The organism is Mesorhizobium sp. P2_E6, from assembly GCF_056403835.1.
Genome location: NZ_JBFUEQ010000009.1, coordinates 214,577 through 232,019, shown reverse-complemented (window position 1 = coordinate 232,019; position 17,443 = coordinate 214,577). Strand labels below are relative to the sequence as shown.

Genomic DNA, 17,443 nt, shown 5'->3' with positions numbered 1-17,443 from the left:
GGCGATGTTCCCCAGCGAGTTTTTCGGATTGGGACAAATGGCTAGCCGCCCCTGAAGCGCGTCGCGCCGGTGCCGGGATAGCTTTTGCGGTTACGTACGCGACCGCCATCGGCATAAGATGATTCCACTCGTCATACTAAGTGATTGATTCTGTTGAGGTGCGTATTACTGCGCCGCTCGGTATCAAATCAGAACCCATTCATACCGATGAGTTAGCCGGGTCACCATATAGATAAAATTTATTTCATTTTGAAATCCACCCAAATATAGTCTTTTACAAATCTCTTTCTTCGTCTTACAATTATACTTTACGTCTTGGTAATATAAGCGCTGCGCCAAGTCCTTCCGCCCGACTCAAAGCGGCGGCAGGAGATGGCCGGATAGTGCCGTAGAATGCATGGGAGGTGGGGATGATCGCTTTCAAACGCGATGCGAGCGGTCTTTATCTGGCGGACCCATTAGCCGGCGCACGTGTCGCCTTTCTGTTCCAGGATAAGTCACGCGCCGACCCGACATTCGATCTGACCGCCCAGAGCTGGGTCGACCCCGGTCAGCTTGGTTACATCGCGTTCTTCGTCCCTTCGGCGACACGCGACTGGAACGCTTTCGAGATAGGCATCCGCAAAGCCTTCGCCGACAGTCCCGGAACCCAGATCGGCTGGTTTCCCGAGCCGCTCAGCATCGCGCCGATCCTGGTCTCGGTCACCGGGCAAGGCACCTCGTCGCCGACGGTGGGGGAGTCCTTCTCGCTGGCATTCCGGCAGAGCGTGACGTTCCAGGTTCAGCCCGACCTGTTCACGCTGTCCACGACGGTGCTGTTCGACGACGCCTCCAACAGCCTGCAGATCGCCAACAGCCAGCCGCCGGCGGCGCTGCTGTTGACGGCGACGCCGCCAGCCGGTGCCACGGTGACATTCCAGTCGGCCGCGCCATTCGCGAGCTTGGCGCTCAGCGGACCGCTCGCTGGTACGGCAAGCGCCGCGTTTGAACTGGCGACCACCGACCTCGTCCAGTTCGAGGCCGGCATGATGTATTTCGACCCGCCAACCGGCGGCGGGCTGGTCGGTGCCTTGAACTATCCGGTTTTCCGCGGCGTCGGTGGCTCGGCCACGCCGTTCGGCTTCAACGTCACGCTGGACGTGCTCGGCCCACTCGACGCGACGCGCAGCTTCTTCCAGTTCACCGACCCGCTGCTCGGCTCGACTTTCGTCACCACCAACGGCAAGCCCTTCGCCCTCAGCACCATCAACACCGGCGATATCAGCACGGTGAGCCGTCTCGTCTTCGCCGGCCGTCCGCAACAATCGCCGAGCGAGCAGCGCTATTACTACCTGACGCCGGCGGGACAGTTCGGCCTGGCGCTCGATGCCGGCGCCAACCTGGCCGCAGGCGCAAGCTCCGAAACGGTGCAGATGCTGTGCGGCGTCACCGGCACCGAATTCGTGACCGTCACCATCGGCTCGGCACCAGACAAGCTCGAATTCGTACCGGCGCAGCCGGCCTATCGCATTGCGCCAGCGCAGGATTCGCCGACCAGCCCGGCTTTTCTCGATGCCACCGCGACGACTTCGTGGGCACAGCTCATCGTCCAGGACGGCAGCTATGTCTCGCAACCCGAGCGCGCTCCGCTCTACAATCAGCGCACCAACACGGCCACAATGCTTGCCGGCGCTGAGCCCGCCTCCGGCCTCACCGTCTATGTACTCGACGCTTTCAAGGTCGCCTCATGGAGCGCGAAAGCCGCAAGCACGCCCGCCATACCGCTGGTGCCCTATGCGGGGCTCGATTTCTCGACCGACCCGAACCTCAATGCCGCCGCCTATCTCGACATGGAATCGCGGGCGCTCAACCCGAGGCGCGCCAGCGGCTTCATTCCGGCACCGAAGCAAGGCGCGGCGGCAAACGCTGTCGCCGCCGGACCGACGACGCTGGCGATGACGCCGCAAGGCATGCTGGCCGAACTTGCCGGCACGCCATTGGCATGGACCGGGTTGCAGATGGCGACGAGTGCAGCCGGCATCCTGGAATTCGAGGCCATGGGTCCGTCGATCTGCAAGGCCGTGCAGCAGAACCAGATCTTCACGGTGGTCAGCGAAAACCCCGCCAACCCTGACCCGCTTGGCTCCGGGCAGGCCCTGTTCGACTTTTCAGGCGACAAACTGGAGATCGGCGACTGGACGTTCGACCTGTCGCCGGGCAAGCGCGCCGCGCCCGACGGTACGCCGCCGATCTTCATGATGAAATTCTATCCGGGCGAGACGATCGAAGCTCTGGTTGCCGACACAAGGCTGTGGTCGCAGGCCGACATCTTCAACAAGACGTTCACCGCCGCCGCCACCCAGGCCTATCTGCAAAAGCTGATCACCGAGGCGAAGGCCGCGGTGTTCCCGAATGGCGGCACGCAGCCCGACACCACCTCGCTATACTGGAATTTCTACCAGACCGTAACCGACCCGACCTTCAACGGCATCCTCGCCGTCAACTGCAACATGCAGCTCGATGAATTGCCGACCGCGGTGCGCGCCGTGCTCGGCGGCATGAAGGATCCAGGCATAGCCGGCTTTCGTGTCCACCATGTCGGCATCGCCATCAACAACACCGACCCGTCGCAGGCCGTGCCGACGCTGGCGCAGAGCGCGACCTTCGCGCTGGTCGACTATGAAAAGGCGGCGAGCAAGTCGGCAGCGGCCCCCGATAGCAATATTGATATCGACATCGACTATGGCTTCGAGGTCGAATATCTGCGCGCTTTGTTCACCAATTCCGAGCTGCGCAGCTTCGCCTGCGAGGTCAATCTCACCATCAACAATCTGTTCAAGACCGGCGTCAATCTCGATGCCGCGCTGAGCCCGGCCGCCAATGCCGGCGATGACGCCAATGTCATCGCCATCATGGGTTCCTACCAGGCGCACGGCACCAGCGGCGACGACAAGAGTTCCGGACAGGGCGTCTATTCGTTCGTCGCCCAGGGCGATTTCGTCTTCAACTTCACCGACGAGAACGGCAAGTCCAACAACAAATATCTCAAGCAGATCACGCTGACGAAACTGCAATTCTCGTTCGATGACGAGACCGCGGCGACGCCGCCAAAAGCCGACACGACCCACATCAGCGCCCATTTCGCCATCTGGGGTGATATCGAGTTCAACGAATTCCAGGTGCTCGACCTGTTTGCGTTCGAGAAGCTGGCCTTTTCCAATCTCGGTATCGACGTCGGCTTCGACCTGACGATCCCGGCCCAGGGACAGCCGTCGACAAGCACGCCGTCGCTCAGCTTTTCGCCGGGTGACCTGCGGCTCGACCTCGGCGCCACCGAGAAGCGCAGCGGCGCCGACAGCCTGCTCGACCTGATCCCGTTCAAGCTCAAGTCATTCCTCTATTCGGGCACGGCCGATCAGACGATCGAGAGCCTGAACTATTATTCGCTCGGTTCGCTGCCTGGCCTGGCGGAAAACGGCGTCACGCTGCAGGACAATTTCAACTATGCGCTGATCTTCGATCTCGATCTCGGCTCGATGGGCGGGCTGGTCGGTTCGCTTTCGGCCTTCAAATTCAGCGTCCTCATCGGCTGGCTGAGCCCCGAGGACGGCGGTGGGCTGGCCTTCGGCATCCAGCTTCCGCAAGTCGACGGCAAGCTGGAAATCAAGATCGAGGGCGTGCTGACCATCTCGATCGAACAGTTCAATCTCGAATACGCCACCGATGCCGATCCCAAGATGCTGGTGCTCGGCATGCACAATTGCTTCATCGAGATACTGGGCCAGCGCCTGCCACCGGACGGGACGATCAGCATCGGCCTGTTCGCACCGACCGAAGGCGCCGACCAGATTGGCTGGATCGGTGCTTACAATTTGGGCAAGGATGGCGGCGGCGGTGGTGGCGACGATGCGCAGAAACTGCTGGCGGCGCCGGCCAAGGTGGGCGCTGTCAGCGATGTCTTCGAGCTCGTCTATCTCGGTGTCGGCCAGCGGGTCGGGCCCGACCCGACCAAGCCGCCCGCCAATTTCGATGCTTTCCTGAAGTTCATGCAGGGCGACTTCTGGGACGCCCTCAAGAACAAGAAATTTGCCGATATCTACCATCCCGAAGGCAAGTGGATCATCGTCACCGACTTCACGCTGCTGAAAGTGCTCGAGGTCGGCTTCATCTTCTATGACGTGACGCCGTTCTACGCACTGCTGCTCAAGCTGACCGGCGGTGCCGGCAAGGGTGCGGAATTCGAGGTCGTCTACACCAAGATCTCCGACACGATCGGCAAATTCGCCGCGGTCTTCAGCCTGCCCGACAGCCTGCGCACCTTCCAGGTTGGCGCGGCCTCGCTGACGCTGCCGACACTGAGCGTCGACGTCTACACGAATGGCGACTGGAAGGTCGACCTCGGTTTCCCCGACGGCGACAACTGGAGCGTCTGCTTCCAGGTGCAGGCGCAGGCCGGGCCTATTCCGGTGACCGGATCGGGCGGCTTCTACATAGCCAGCCTGAGTTCGGCCACCGACCCCGACGTGTTCAAAGGCACCTACCAGAGCATCCTGGCCTTCGGCTTTGCCGCGCGGCTGGGCGTCGGCAAGGACTTCACCGCCGGGCCGCTGAAGGCGGGGGTAAGCGTCACCTTCTTCGGCATCATCCAGGGTGCGGCCGGTTATCTCACCAGCGGTGGCGGAGACCTCGCCAAAAAGCCGGACGCGCTGTCGCTGCAAGGCCAGTTCGGCATCATCGGCGAGCTCTACGGCTCGCTCGACTTCGTCATCATCAAGGCCAGCGTCAACGTCCGCCTCGAGGCCAGCATCGGCATCATCCTGGCGCTGGAGCCACCCAGTGTGCCGGGCGGCGGTGGCGGCTCGATCCTGCTCTACATCGAGGCAAGCGTCAGCGTCAGCGTCACGGTGGAGATCAACCTCTTCCTGTTCTCGATTTCCATCAGCTTCAGCTTCAATGCCTCGTTCCGCTTCGAATGGCAGCTTGCCGGTTCGTCGCAGCAGGCCAAGATCGAAACTTTCGCGCGGCTGAAGCAGCGGCTTCTTGCGGGTGCAGCGGCGAGTGTCGGGCTTTGCCCCAACCTGCCGAAGGACCTGCCTATCCTGTTCCTGCCGGAACTGACCGTGGTGTTCCCCGATGCGACCAGCAAGGGCACGCCGTGGGTCGTGACATCGCTCGGCATACAGTACGACGACAACCCGTCGCAGAACCCGACCTATGCCGATTTCAAGCCGTTCGAGGCGGTGACGACGCAGCTTGCCACCTTCGCGCTCATGCACGCGCTGAACCTGCCGGCCTACAACTCCGTGGTCCTGCTCGAATTCGATTCCAGCAGCGGCACGCCCGGTTTGAAGGACATCGACAGCGAGCCGGACGCGCTCACCGGCTGGATCGACTATCCGACCTTGCTTGGCCAGCTCGCCAATTTCTCCGCCACGCTTGCCGCACCGACCGGCAAAGCCAAGGCCTGCGTGTTCCCGATGCCGCCGTTCCTCAACATGGCGACCACCGGGCGCACCGACGGCAATGGCAACGCACAGGATCTGTCCTACCAGTTCCTGGCGCAGAACCTCGTCTCGCAGACCTACCTGCAAGCGGTCGACACCTATTTCAACCAGCTCTTCGTCAACCAGACCTCGAACCCGACCTCGGTCAACGACGCCGGCGGCACCACGCCGTTGTCGCAGGAGATATTCCTCGATTATTTCAAAGGCTTGATCCGTGGCGCGGTGCACGAGCTGCTGGTGACGATGCAGGATGCGGGGCTGACCTCGTCACCGCTCGACAAGCTGTTCATGGCGGCGGTGGCCGCACCGACACCCGGTGCGCAAACGCGCTTCCAGGGCCTCGCGGGGCAGATGTCGAGCGCGTTGCGTGGCGGCGTGCGCCTGCCTTACACCGCCGGTCTCACCGTGCCAGGCGGGGCGGTGTCGACCAGCACGAACCCGCTGTTCGCGCTTCTGTGGCAGGAATTTCCGGCCGGCGGCTTCGCCAAGAACAACAGCTACAGCATCACGCTGAGCAATCCCGACAAGACGCAGGACTGGCTTGCCGTCAACGCCTCGTTCTCGCTCACCCAAGACGTCCTAAGCCCCTATCTCGCCTTCACCGAAGCGTCGATAACGGCGCCAAGCAGCCCGACACCAATCGCGCTCAGTTCGACCGGGCCGCAATCTTTCGCGCTGGAGAACGCCATCGCCTGGACGCCGCCAAGCGCGACGGCGCTCAGCCTGCGGCCATTCGCGCCAAGCCTGGAGAAATTGCAGGTAAATGAAGGAACGGCAGCGATCCCCGTCCTGGTGAAATCCCGCCAGGCGCAAGGGGCCTATCTGCCGGACGGCACGCCGCTGCCTGCTGGGGACATTACCTTTGCCACCAGCATCACGCTGACGGTCAAGCAGATTCCGGGCGCCACGCAAGGCAGCATGCTTGCCGACGTCTACGCACTGTCCGGCGCCAGCCAGTCGGACGAGGCGCTGCTCGGTCGGATCCTCGACGATCTCAGGGGCGGTGACCGGCCGGTCGACGCGATCCAGATCCTGTTCCAGACGGCCGCCGGTGCGCCCGGCCTCGTCTCGGCAGTGGTCGATCCAAATGCCGTCTTCGCGCTGCGCACCAACACCACGACGGTGTCGCAGCCGCCGCAAGGGCTGATGGCCTTCGCGCTCGGTCTGCCGGCGGGTGTGTCCGTCGGCGCCAGCACCGACATCACAGCGGATGGCGGCTACGGTTTCCTGCAGATCATCCAGCAGGCGACGGTCGCCAATGCGCAGGGTTACTATCTGCGCTTTGTCGACAAGACCGGCAACGCCCTGCCAACGCCGCTGTTCGTCAAGGGCGTCGCGCAGGTGACGATGCTGGTGACCTACAAGGCCGGCAGCGGAACCAACCAGAGCGGCTCGCCGCTCGCCATCCAGCCCTATTACAACGCGGTCGTGCTTGCCGGCACTCAGAGCGGCCTCGTCTACTATGCCGAGACCGCCGACCCGGCCCTGGAGGCCCGCTACGTCAAGGTCGCGGCCGGCACCTTCGGTGTCGAGTTGACGCGCTCCGAAAGCGTCATGCAACTGAAGACGCCTGCCGCCCTGGTCAAAACCGGGCAGCTTGGCGCGGCGAACTCCCATTCGCGCGGTCGCGTCATCGAGGCGCTGCGCGCATCCGGCATCGCCGACGATACCGAACTGCACGCAGCACTGGTCGCGGCGGGTGATGCGAAGGCGTCGCTCAACGGGCTCTACAGTCTCGTCACCTACCAGATACAGGCGACGACAGGCTTCACGCTGAGCAATTTGTCAGCGCCGATCCAGCCGCAAAAGCCCGACCAGTCCGGCACCACCGGCACGTACCGGGTGTTCGCGCCGCTGTACAACGTCGCCACCGCCAATGCCGGCTCCACCACGCCCGACCGCTACGCTTCGATCAACGACAAGTTCACGCTGGACTTCTTCGTCAACGACGCCTTCGGCAACCAGCTGCCGACGCCGGCCAGCTACAGCGACACCAACCTCTATTTCGATCCGATCGTGCCGGTCGACCAATGGCCGGGGATCCTGCCGACCTATGGTTTCAACGGCTCGACGCCGAACACCATCGAGATCGTCCTGACGCCGAGCCAGGCGGCCTTCAGCGGCATGTCGGCGGACCAGAAGGCGGCAGCCCTGGCCAATTTCCGCACCATCGAGGACCAGATCAGCGGTCCAGGCATCTCGTTCTATGTCGAGACCAGTCTTGCCCTGCAGGCGGATGGCAGCAGCCTTGTCAATTTCCCGGTGGGTGCTGCAGACACCAGCAAGGTGACAGGCATGGTTGCCGACCTCGTCAACTGGCTGGCGGGGCTCAGCACCAACTTCCCCGGCGCGGTGACCATTTCGATGCCGGTCAGCGGTCCCGGCGCCTTGCCGCCGCTGTTCGAGATCGTCGTGCTGTTCGGCATCACCCGCGATGCCAATTTGATCTCGCCCTATCTGAAGGACCAGTTCGGCACGATCATGGTGCCGTCGGCGCAGAACGTCGCGACCGGATTTGTTCCGGCGACCGGCGGCGCCAGCAACATGTCGCAGTTCGCCGCCGCTTTCGTTGGCGCCTTCCCGGCGCAGAAGCTCGCCATCGGCATGAATGGGGCCGACGCATCGCCACAGCAGAAACTGTCGAGCACGGCCCAGTCCAGCACGGCACTGGCGCGCAAGCGGCTCAAGTCATTGAAGCTCGCCCATGACGGCTCCGGTGGAGCACGCGCCGGCTCGCAATCGCTGTGGGCCGCCGCGGCATCGCTGCTCGACATCTCGATCGGTGCCGCAGGTGCCGGACCGCGCTTCCTGTCGCCCAAGCCGCTCGACAATGTGCTGAACAGCGCCAGTGTTTCGATGCCGCAGCTGTCGTCCAAGCTGCCGGCGCTGCCGGCGCAACAGCTGTTCATCGACACCGACCTCGACCAGCTCAACCGCATCTTCTTCCAGGCGGTCGACGAGGTGCTGTCACCGGCCTCGGCGGCCAAGGCCTTCGAGGTCGCCCCCGACGCCTACGACGCGATGGCGCTCGGCCGCGAGGCGCTGGCGCAGAAATACGCGCAATACGAAGTGGACTGGCTGTTTGGCCCGCAATCGCCGTTCACCGGCACGACCGCAGCACTTGCCATCGCGAAGGATGTGTTCGAGCAGCAGATGCGCGCGGCGCTGATGACGGCCTATTCCGTCGACACCATCGTCCAATACGACGTGACCTGGAACCAGTCGGTCTCGGCTGCCGCCGATGGCAATATCGAGCTCTTCGGCCAGATCGAAGCCGTACTCGCCGGAAACTACAGCTGGAGCGGTCTCAGCCTTTCTGCGACGACAAACAATCCGCACGGCCTGACCGACGGCAGCAGGGTGCTGATGATATTCCAGGCCAGTTCGGGGCAATTGCCGGCGAATGGCGTCTACGGCGTCACCGTCACCGGTGACACCACCTTCACGATCGCCACCGCCGCCAGCGGTTCGGGCGCCGGCACCTTCTCCGCCACGCGCCAGAACGCCGGGCTCTCGACCGCCCATGTCGGCGTCAGCAGCATGGGGGCGAGCCCCCTCACCTTCCTCTACGGCGATCCCGACGCGGCCGCTGCCGCGGTGGTGCCTTTCGATCTGCGTTTCGCCATCACCAACCTGCAGTTCTTCCTGGCGCCGGCGGGCGCACCCGGCGAAGCGCGTCCATCGATCTGGCTGCAGCTCGTCGATCCCTATCCAAAGGGCGTGCCGCATGTCGGACCGGCCGGCGCGCTGACCAAAATCCCGGTCGTGTATCGCCAGTATCCGACGCCGCCGACGCTGGTCAGCCAGACCTGGTCGGGCTACACGCCAACGTCGGGTTCGGGCAATCCAATCGCCGACGGCGCCGACTGGAGCTACCTCTATACCTATCAGGCGTTCCTCGTCGCGCAGGACCAGATCAACACCGCCGTCACCTACAACACCAACCTCAGCGCGGCGCCGGACAACCCGCCGAACTCCGCCAACCCTGCCCCCAGCGCAGGCCCGCCCTACGACCTGTTCACGGCATTGGCGCGCACCTCGGCCGTCTACGGTGCCATCAGCCCGGTGCTGCGCAACCCGGCCGATCCAGCCTGGCCCGATGCGGTGGCCGCCTTCGCCACCGCCATTGGCGAGGTGACGGCGAACAAGGACTGGAATCCGAGCCTGAACATGGCCCTCGGTCAGGGTCTGATCAGCGTCACCGACAGCTACGTCGTCACAGACACGCTGCAGCCGGACGGGACGACGCGGCAGATCGATTTGCAGTGGCCGGCCGCTCAAGGCGAATCCAGCTTCTCCAATGTCGCGCTGACCGTCACCGCACTCGACCCGTCGACCCTGACGCCGTACCCCAACCAGCATCCGGTCCAGCCGTCGCCGCCGGACGGCCTGCTGTTCGAGGTCGACAACGCCGCGCCCGGCAATTTCGGCGTGGCGCACACGATCGAGGTCGATGCACTCAACGTGCTGGCGGCCGAGAATGCGCTCGCCTCGGTGCAGATCGAGCGCAACCTGATCACGCTTGAAGCCCCGAACAACACGGCGTGGCAGGTGGTGCCGGAATTCGTCTACATGACGCCGCAGGTCAGGCCGAGCCAGCCGGTCACGCCGTTCATCGACAATGCGACGCCGATCGATGTGGCGACGCTGCCAGGCCAGGGTTCAGGTGCTGCCTGTCCGACATCGCCGTCAAGCCTTTGCCAGCGCATCTACACGATCATGGCCGACCTTTTGGCCGACCCGGTGCACGAACAATCGCTGCTTGCGGCGCATGCGGCCGCCAACGTGACCAGCGGAACCACAAGGCGGGTCAAGGTCGCCTGCTCCTACCAGTTCCCGTTCCCCGCCGTTGCCGGCGGCGCGTTCGACAGCGCCTCGATCAGCCCGCTTGTTCCGATCGTGCTGGCGCGGTCCTTCGAGATCGACGGGCAACAGCCGGCGGAGCTCGGCGATTTCGCCGCGCTTTTCGCAGCGGCGATCGCCGGCTGGGCCTCCAAAAACAGCATTGTCTTCGGCGCCAGCGCAATGCCGGCAGGTGCGAGGCTGGTCTTCGACATCACGCTTTACGCAGCACTCAGCGGCGTCAATACGCCGGTGCTGCGCTTCAGCAACCTGCAACTGAAACTGACGGACATCGACGCGAGCTGACCGCCTCAAGGCGGGCATTCGCGGCGGCGTCACGCAGACACGAGTGGAAGGAGGAGCCGTTTCGAAACCAGACCATCGGGCCCCAAGCCGGCAACAGGTTTTGGAAGCATCCGATGTTGAAACAAAACGATCGAGCGACGGCACGCTTCGACTTCAAGTCCGCCGCTCTGGAATTCGCCTGCAAGAACGACAGTCCGAAACCCGCAAACCGCGAGGGAAATTATGGCAACGACCGCAAAATTCGACATTCTCGGTGCAAACGCATCTAACCCAAACTGGGATGGCTCGCCGCTGACGCTGGCCTACCACGACAGCGCGGCGATGCCGCAGACGACCAACGGATCGATGATCTTCGCCTATCAGAACACCGCCTCCCTGAACAATGCCGGCAAGCTGGCGCTGACCTCGGGCAGTTCGACACCGTCGTTCCTGACAGCTCCGGCGTTGCTTTCCCAGCCGAACATCCTCGTCAACAACTGGCAGGCAAACAATCTCTCCGTCACCAATGTCAGCGTCGCGACCGCGACGCCGATCTGGATCGAGGCCTTCGGTCCTGGACTGCCCGGCCAGAAGCCGGTTGCGCTAGCCATCAACACCGCGCTGACGCTCAAGCCAGGCGGCATTGCCCAGGGAACGTCGACCCCGAACTGGATGCAGCTGACCCTGGGGACGAATACGGGCCAGTTGATCATCGTTGCCGTTGTCGGCGGTCCGCAGGATGCGTCAGGCAACAACGCCTACGCCGTCGCGCTGAACTCGCCGTCCGGCAACACCGGCCCGGGCACCGGCACGGCGGCGCCACAAGGCTATTACGCGACGACGGGCGGCAACAACTACTCCTTCGAATTCAACTGGGGTTCCTCGGTCGTCTACGTGGCGAACATGTCGCCTTCGACGGCTTCCTCGCTGACGGCGCAACTGCTGTCTCTGTGATCGAAGCGCGGGAGCCGGAAGCGCAAGCCGCCGGCTCCCGCGACAACGCCGGTGCAAAGAGGACATCCTGACATGCACGACTTCATCGCAGCGGGCACGGTCAACGCGACCTGGAACGGCATGCCGCAGACACTGGCGGTCCGTGGCAGCGTGACCATGCCGCAGACGCCCAACGGCTCCCTCATCGTCGGCTACTTCAACCAGTCACAGCAGAACAACGAGGGCAGGCTTACCTTCACCTCTGGCAGCAGCGCCCCAACGAACGTTCGGGTTCCGGCCCTGGCGCGGATGATCAGCGTGCTGACAGCGAACTGGCAGGCCAACAACCTGACCCTCACCAACACCAGCCTCAATGCCGCGACCCCCATCTTCGTGCAGGCCTTCGGCCCCGGCATTCCCGGCATGCAGCCTGGCCAGCTCGTGAGCGGCACACCTGTCCAGCTGGCGATGCGCCAGGCGGTGCAAGGGATAACGACACCGAACTGGATGCAGCTTGAGTTCAGCTCGAGCACCGGCAATCAGCAGGTGGTCGCGGTGGTCGGTGGACCGCCTGACCAGTCGGGTAACAATGCCTATGTGATTGCGCTCAACGCCCCGAGCGGCGACACCGGACCGCCGACCGGGAACACTCCGCCGGACGGATTTTACGCCACGGCGGCCGGCAACAGATACACGATGTCCTTCAGTTGGGGGGCGGCGATAGTCTACGTGGTCAATCTCTCGCCGCAGACCGCAACGCCGGTGACGACCCTGCTGCAATCCCTGTAGACCTCCGCACCGGTCCGCCTTTCCGCCATCTTGGCTGCTCTATGAGACGGAAGCCATGCCACCTTCGGACTTCAACATTTTGGGTCAATCCCTGGCGACGGACAATTGGGATGGCTCCCCGGTGGAGCTTGCCGTGCGCGACAGCGTGGCGATGCCGCAGACCCCCAACGGGTCGATGATCCTGGCTTTCCAGAATGCTTCCGAGATGAACAATGCCGGCAAGCTGGCGCTAACCAGCGGCAGCAGCCAGCCGCAATTCCTGCTGGCGCCGGGGCTGGCCTTGCAGCCCACCATCCTGATCAACAATTGGCAGGCCAACAATCTGAACATCACCAATGTCAGCGTGAACACCAACACGCCAATCTGGATCGCGGCCTATGGGCCGGGCATGGGCGGCGCGGCGCCAACGCCTTTGCCGACCACCGGCGACGCCGTCCCGGTCGCTGTCGACACCACGCTGAAAGCGGTCACGCTGCCGCAGTACATGCAGCTGGGCTTCCAGGCGAATTCGGCCGGTCTTTGCCTGTTCGCTTTCATCGGCGGCCCGCAGGACACCAAAGGCAACAATGCCTATGCGATCGCGCTGAATTCGCAGTACGGCGATACCGGGCCCGGCCACCCGACACCGGCCCCGGCCGGTTACTACGCGACGGCCGGCGGCAACAGCTACAGTTTCGAGTTCAACTGGGGAACCTCGGTGCTGTTCGTGGCCTATTTTGGCAGCGGCTCCGTCCTGAGCGGCGTCCCCAAGGTGGTGACTGCCGCCCCCACGGTGACATTGCAGACGCTGTGATCCTCGCGGTCATGCTCCGCCGCCGATCGGCACCTAAACTGATTAAAAATAGAGCAATATTGAAATGAACTGACCGTGAGTCGTATAAGCAAGTTCTTTAAGTGCACCATCACAGTTTTGTTGGAAGTAAATTTTAGATTTTATGGCTTTGCAAGCTAGACAGATTTCCGGATCGGGCGCACTATGCTTACGGATCGAAGTCTACAGCCAGTATGAGGGAGGCCCCATGTCGCTTGGTGGATCGATGGCGCGTGCGCGATTTCTCTTGGGTTTTTTCGGCAGCAGCCTGGTACCAATCGCGGTGCTGCCCGCAGCGGCCGAGATCCTCAATCCACCGGTGCTGCAGGATGACCGCGCGCCGATCGCCAAGCCTGCTCTGACGGAGCTCGCACCTGCTGCACCACTGCCCGGAAACACGCTGCCGGTGCGTGGCGACCGCCTGCTCAATCTCAAGATCGAGTACATCGACAACCAGATCTACAACCCGTCCACGGGCGGCTACGACAAGGTCCATTTGCGCGGCTACACCGGCAAGGGCGTCGATCCCAAGGCTCCTTATGTCTCGCCGACGATCGAGGCCGTTCCGGGCGACACGGTGCGCGTCACCCTCGACAATCAGTTGCCGGCAGGGCCGCAGCCCGGCGACCCCGGCTGCATGCCCGGCGGCCAGATGCCCGACATCCCCCACTGCTTCAACGGCACCAATCTGCATACTCACGGGCTGTGGGTAAGCCCATCGGGCAATAGCGACAACGTGCTGCTGTCGATCAACCCGCAAACGCAGTTCACCTACGAATACAACATCCCGTCGGACCATCCTTCCGGCACGTTCTGGTATCACACCCATCGCCACGGCTCGACGGCGCTGCAGGTGTCGAGCGGCATGGCCGGTGCGCTGATCATCCGCGGCAACCGCTTCCCGACCCCGACAACCCATGGCGACATCGATACGCTGATCCCGACCTCGGCGATCCCCGAGCGGGTGCTGGTGATGCAGCAGATCCAGTATGCCTGCCGCGCGCCGGCGGCCAAGCCCGGAGAACTCGGCCCGATCAAGCAGGACATCAACGGCCACTATTTCTGTGATCCCGGCGATGTCGGCGGCATCGAGGGCTATGACCAGTTCGGGCCGGGCACCTGGCCGGCATCGGGGCGCTATACCTCGCTCAATGGCAAGGTGTTCAATCCGAACGACGCCTTGAAGGCAACGCAGGGCCAGATCGAGCGCTGGCGCATGGTCCATGCCGGCGTGCGCGATACGATCAGCCTGCAATTTTTCAAGGTGCTTGACGGCAAGCTCAAGCCCGGAGTGAAAACGCTGCTCAATGCCGACACCAACGCGGCGTTCATCAAGGATACGTGCAGCACCACGCCCGTGCCCTATACGCTGGTCGCGGCCGACGGGCTGACGATGGCGGCGGCGCAGCCGACCAAGCTTGCAACCTTCCAGCCCGGCTATCGCTTTGACGCGCTGGTCGTCTTTCCAGAAGCCGGACGCTATTGCGTGATCGACTCCTCGGCGCCCAAATCAGGCGTGGTCAACGGGCTCGATGTCGGATCGCAACTGCTCGCACTGGTCGACGTCGCGCCGGGAACGGCGGTCGAAAATGTGGAAACCTACGTCAATCGCAAGCTGGTCGCCCTGGCCGAGGCCAACATGCCGGCGAATGTCAAAGCGACGGTGGTGGCCGATCTCAAGGCAGGAATGAAATTCACCAGCTTCACGCCGCATCCCGACGTCACCGACGACGAGGTGAAGGGCAACGGCACGCAGGAGCTGACCTTCTTCATCGACACGACCGGGCCGAACACCAAGTTCGAGGTCGGCAACACGCTCAACGCGGCCGACGTCAAGCCCTACGACCCGACCCGCATCGACCGCTCGCTGCCGCTGGGCAAGGCGCAGGAATGGACGCTGCAGTCGCACTTCGTCAGCCATCCGTTCCACATCCACGTCAATCCGTTCCAGATCGTCTCGATCATCGATCCCAACGGCAAGGACGTCAGCGCGCCGGGCGCGATAGACGATGCCGGCGGTGAGCCCTACGATCCGCAATATGCCGGGCTCAAGGGCGTGTGGAAGGATACGCTGTGGATCAAGAGCCTGATCCCGCAATCCTTGCCGGCCGGCTTCTCGGGCATCTACACGATCAAGGTCCGTACCCGTTACGAGCGCTACATTGGCGAGTACGTGCTGCACTGCCACATCCTCGATCATGAGGACCAGGGCATGATGCAGAACGTTGCCGTGGTGCTGCCTGATCAGGTGGGCGACATCACCCAGAGCGGCGCGATGCAGATGCAGATGGATGGCCACGATGGCCACAAATAAGGCGCAGCCAATGCCCGCCGCGCCGTTCACCTGGAGCGATGTGGAGGCGATCCTCGCGACGGCCGGCGGCACCGGGGGACCCGGCAGCCTGACGGGACTGACGCTGCCGGAGTTCCTGGCACTGCAGCTGCACGGGATGCCGCTGATCGCGCCGCTCTCGACCACCTGTTGCGGCACCAGCGATGCCAAGGGGCGCGGCGCGCGCTCGGCGCTGATCCGGGGCTTGCGCGGACTGCCGCCGTTCGACGGCAAGCAGTTCCCTCGCCTGCCCTGGGGCGGCAAGCCGGTCGCCGATGAAGACATAGACCGGATCGAGACCTGGATCGAAGAGGGCTGCCCCGGCGCGTTGATCGGTTCGATTGCGCTCGCCAGCGAGGTCAGCGTGGCGACCGAGGCGCGCGTCGAGGTCAAGGGGATTGCCGGCCCGGTCTTCAGCGCGGCGTCCGATCCGGCGGCATGGCGCTACGCCAAGGGCGAGCTGCGGCAGCGCATGGACGTCGATGTGCTGGACGATGCCCAAAAGGAGCGGCTGCGCTATGCCTTTCGTGAGCTCTACAAGCTCAACAAATGGGTCGGCGACAAACGCAGCTACAACAATCTGGCCCTGATCCACCAGAACCACTGTCAGCATGGCTGGGAACGTTTCCTGCCGTGGCATCGCGTGTATCTCTATGAATTCGAACAGGCTTTGCAGGATTTCTGCCCCGATGTGACCATGCCATGGTGGGATTTCCCGGCTACGCGCTACAAGCCGGAGGATCCGGCCAACGGCGCCATCCTCCCCGATGCGTTCAAGGGGTTCCTCACTGAGGCCTCGGTGCGCTTCCTGCGCGATCACGGTTTCCCGGCCAAGATCGGCACGCTCGTGGGACAGCTGTGGGCCAATCCGACGCAGGCCTATGACGCGGTCAGCGGCGCCTGCGGCAAGGACTATGTGGAGGGAGAGAATCGCAAGCGGTTGATCGACGCGCTGCTCGAGGCCAATTCGCTATGGTATCCGCTGCGCTATTCCAGCCAGTTCGGCAAAGGCACGATCAACACCGTCATCCACTATCATTATCCGGCACAGGAGGACATCGACGAGATCCTCAGCCTGCGCACCTTCCGCGACTTCGGCGGTGGCAGCCTCTATGTCGACAGCTTCGGCTTCCTGGACCAGAATCCGCACAACACGATGCACATCTGGACCGGCGGTATGAACCCTGCGTTCAAGACCAGCGCGCCCGCCGATCGCAACAGCGCGGTACGCGTTGCCGGACGCAAGTTCCACCAGCGCGACGACCTCTACTCCGAGCCGCAGTTCGGCGACATGTTCTCGAACCTGACCGCGTCCTACGACCCGATCTTCTGGCCGGTGCACGCCAATATCGACCGGCTCTGGTGGCGCTGGCAGCAGGACCATCCCGACGGCCTGCCCGCCGATCTCGATTCCGCGCTGACGCCGTGGAGCTACGCGGTGCGCGATACGCTCGATATGAACCGCTTCGGCTATGAATATGTTCGTGGCGGATGCCTCATGCCGGTCGGGCTGACCAGTCCGGTCGGACGGTTCGTCTCGGCGCCGATCGCGGTGCCCGAAGCGACCAAGAGCTTCCGCTCGGCGGAAGTGCGGCTGCACCGGGTGCCGCAATTGCCGCGCTCCTGCTTCATCCGCGTGTTTCTCAACACGCCGGACGCCGACGCCAGCACGCCGCTCAACCTGCCGGGTTATGCCGGCTATGCGGCAATCTTCGGCCACGGCGAATGTTTTGGCGGGCCCGGGCATTGCGAAATTCCACCAGCGGAGAACCGCAAGTTCGATCTACGCGAGCGCAGCATGAACACGCCGCGCAACCACCGCATCGATGTGACGCGCGCCGCACGCAGGCTGATCGCGGCCGGCGCCACCAGCCTGACAGTAAGCCTGGTCGTGATCGGCGCCTCCTATGAGGAGGACCGCGAGTTGCTGCGGCTCGACGGGGTCTCGCTCAACTTTCTGGATTGAAA

General features: G+C 63.5%; 6 protein-coding genes. All 6 read left to right on the top strand.

Annotation, left to right across the window (positions count from 1 at the left end; translation table 11 throughout):
- The first annotated feature begins 410 nt into the window (after positions 1-410).
- The 6 genes from AC1D08_RS23355 (at position 411) to AC1D08_RS23330 (ending at position 17,441) form a co-directional block, all read left to right on the top strand.
- Positions 411-10,631, top strand: coding sequence for a hypothetical protein (locus tag AC1D08_RS23355; protein ID WP_477424177.1), 10,221 nt, complete (start codon positions 411-413; stop codon positions 10,629-10,631).
- A gap of 222 nt (positions 10,632-10,853) precedes the next feature.
- Positions 10,854-11,564, top strand: coding sequence for a hypothetical protein (locus tag AC1D08_RS23350; protein WP_457151456.1), 711 nt, complete (start codon positions 10,854-10,856; stop codon positions 11,562-11,564).
- Positions 11,565-11,636: 72 nt separating this feature from the next.
- A complete protein-coding gene (locus AC1D08_RS23345; RefSeq protein WP_457151457.1) occupies positions 11,637-12,332 on the top strand; it encodes a hypothetical protein in 696 nt (231 codons plus the stop codon).
- Between the two features lie 55 nt (positions 12,333-12,387).
- Positions 12,388-13,125, top strand: coding sequence for a hypothetical protein (locus AC1D08_RS23340; RefSeq protein ID WP_457151458.1), 738 nt, complete (start codon positions 12,388-12,390; stop codon positions 13,123-13,125).
- A 226-nt stretch (positions 13,126-13,351) separates the two neighbouring features.
- Complete coding sequence (locus tag AC1D08_RS23335) at positions 13,352-15,457, top strand: multicopper oxidase family protein (RefSeq protein ID WP_457151459.1); 2,106 nt, start codon at positions 13,352-13,354, stop codon at positions 15,455-15,457.
- Positions 15,444-17,441: a tyrosinase family protein gene (locus AC1D08_RS23330; protein WP_457151460.1), complete on the top strand. Its 1,998-nt coding sequence runs from the start codon at positions 15,444-15,446 to the stop codon at positions 17,439-17,441. The genes AC1D08_RS23335 and AC1D08_RS23330 overlap by 14 nt, the downstream gene beginning before the upstream one ends.
- The last annotated feature ends 2 nt before the right edge of the window (positions 17,442-17,443 follow it).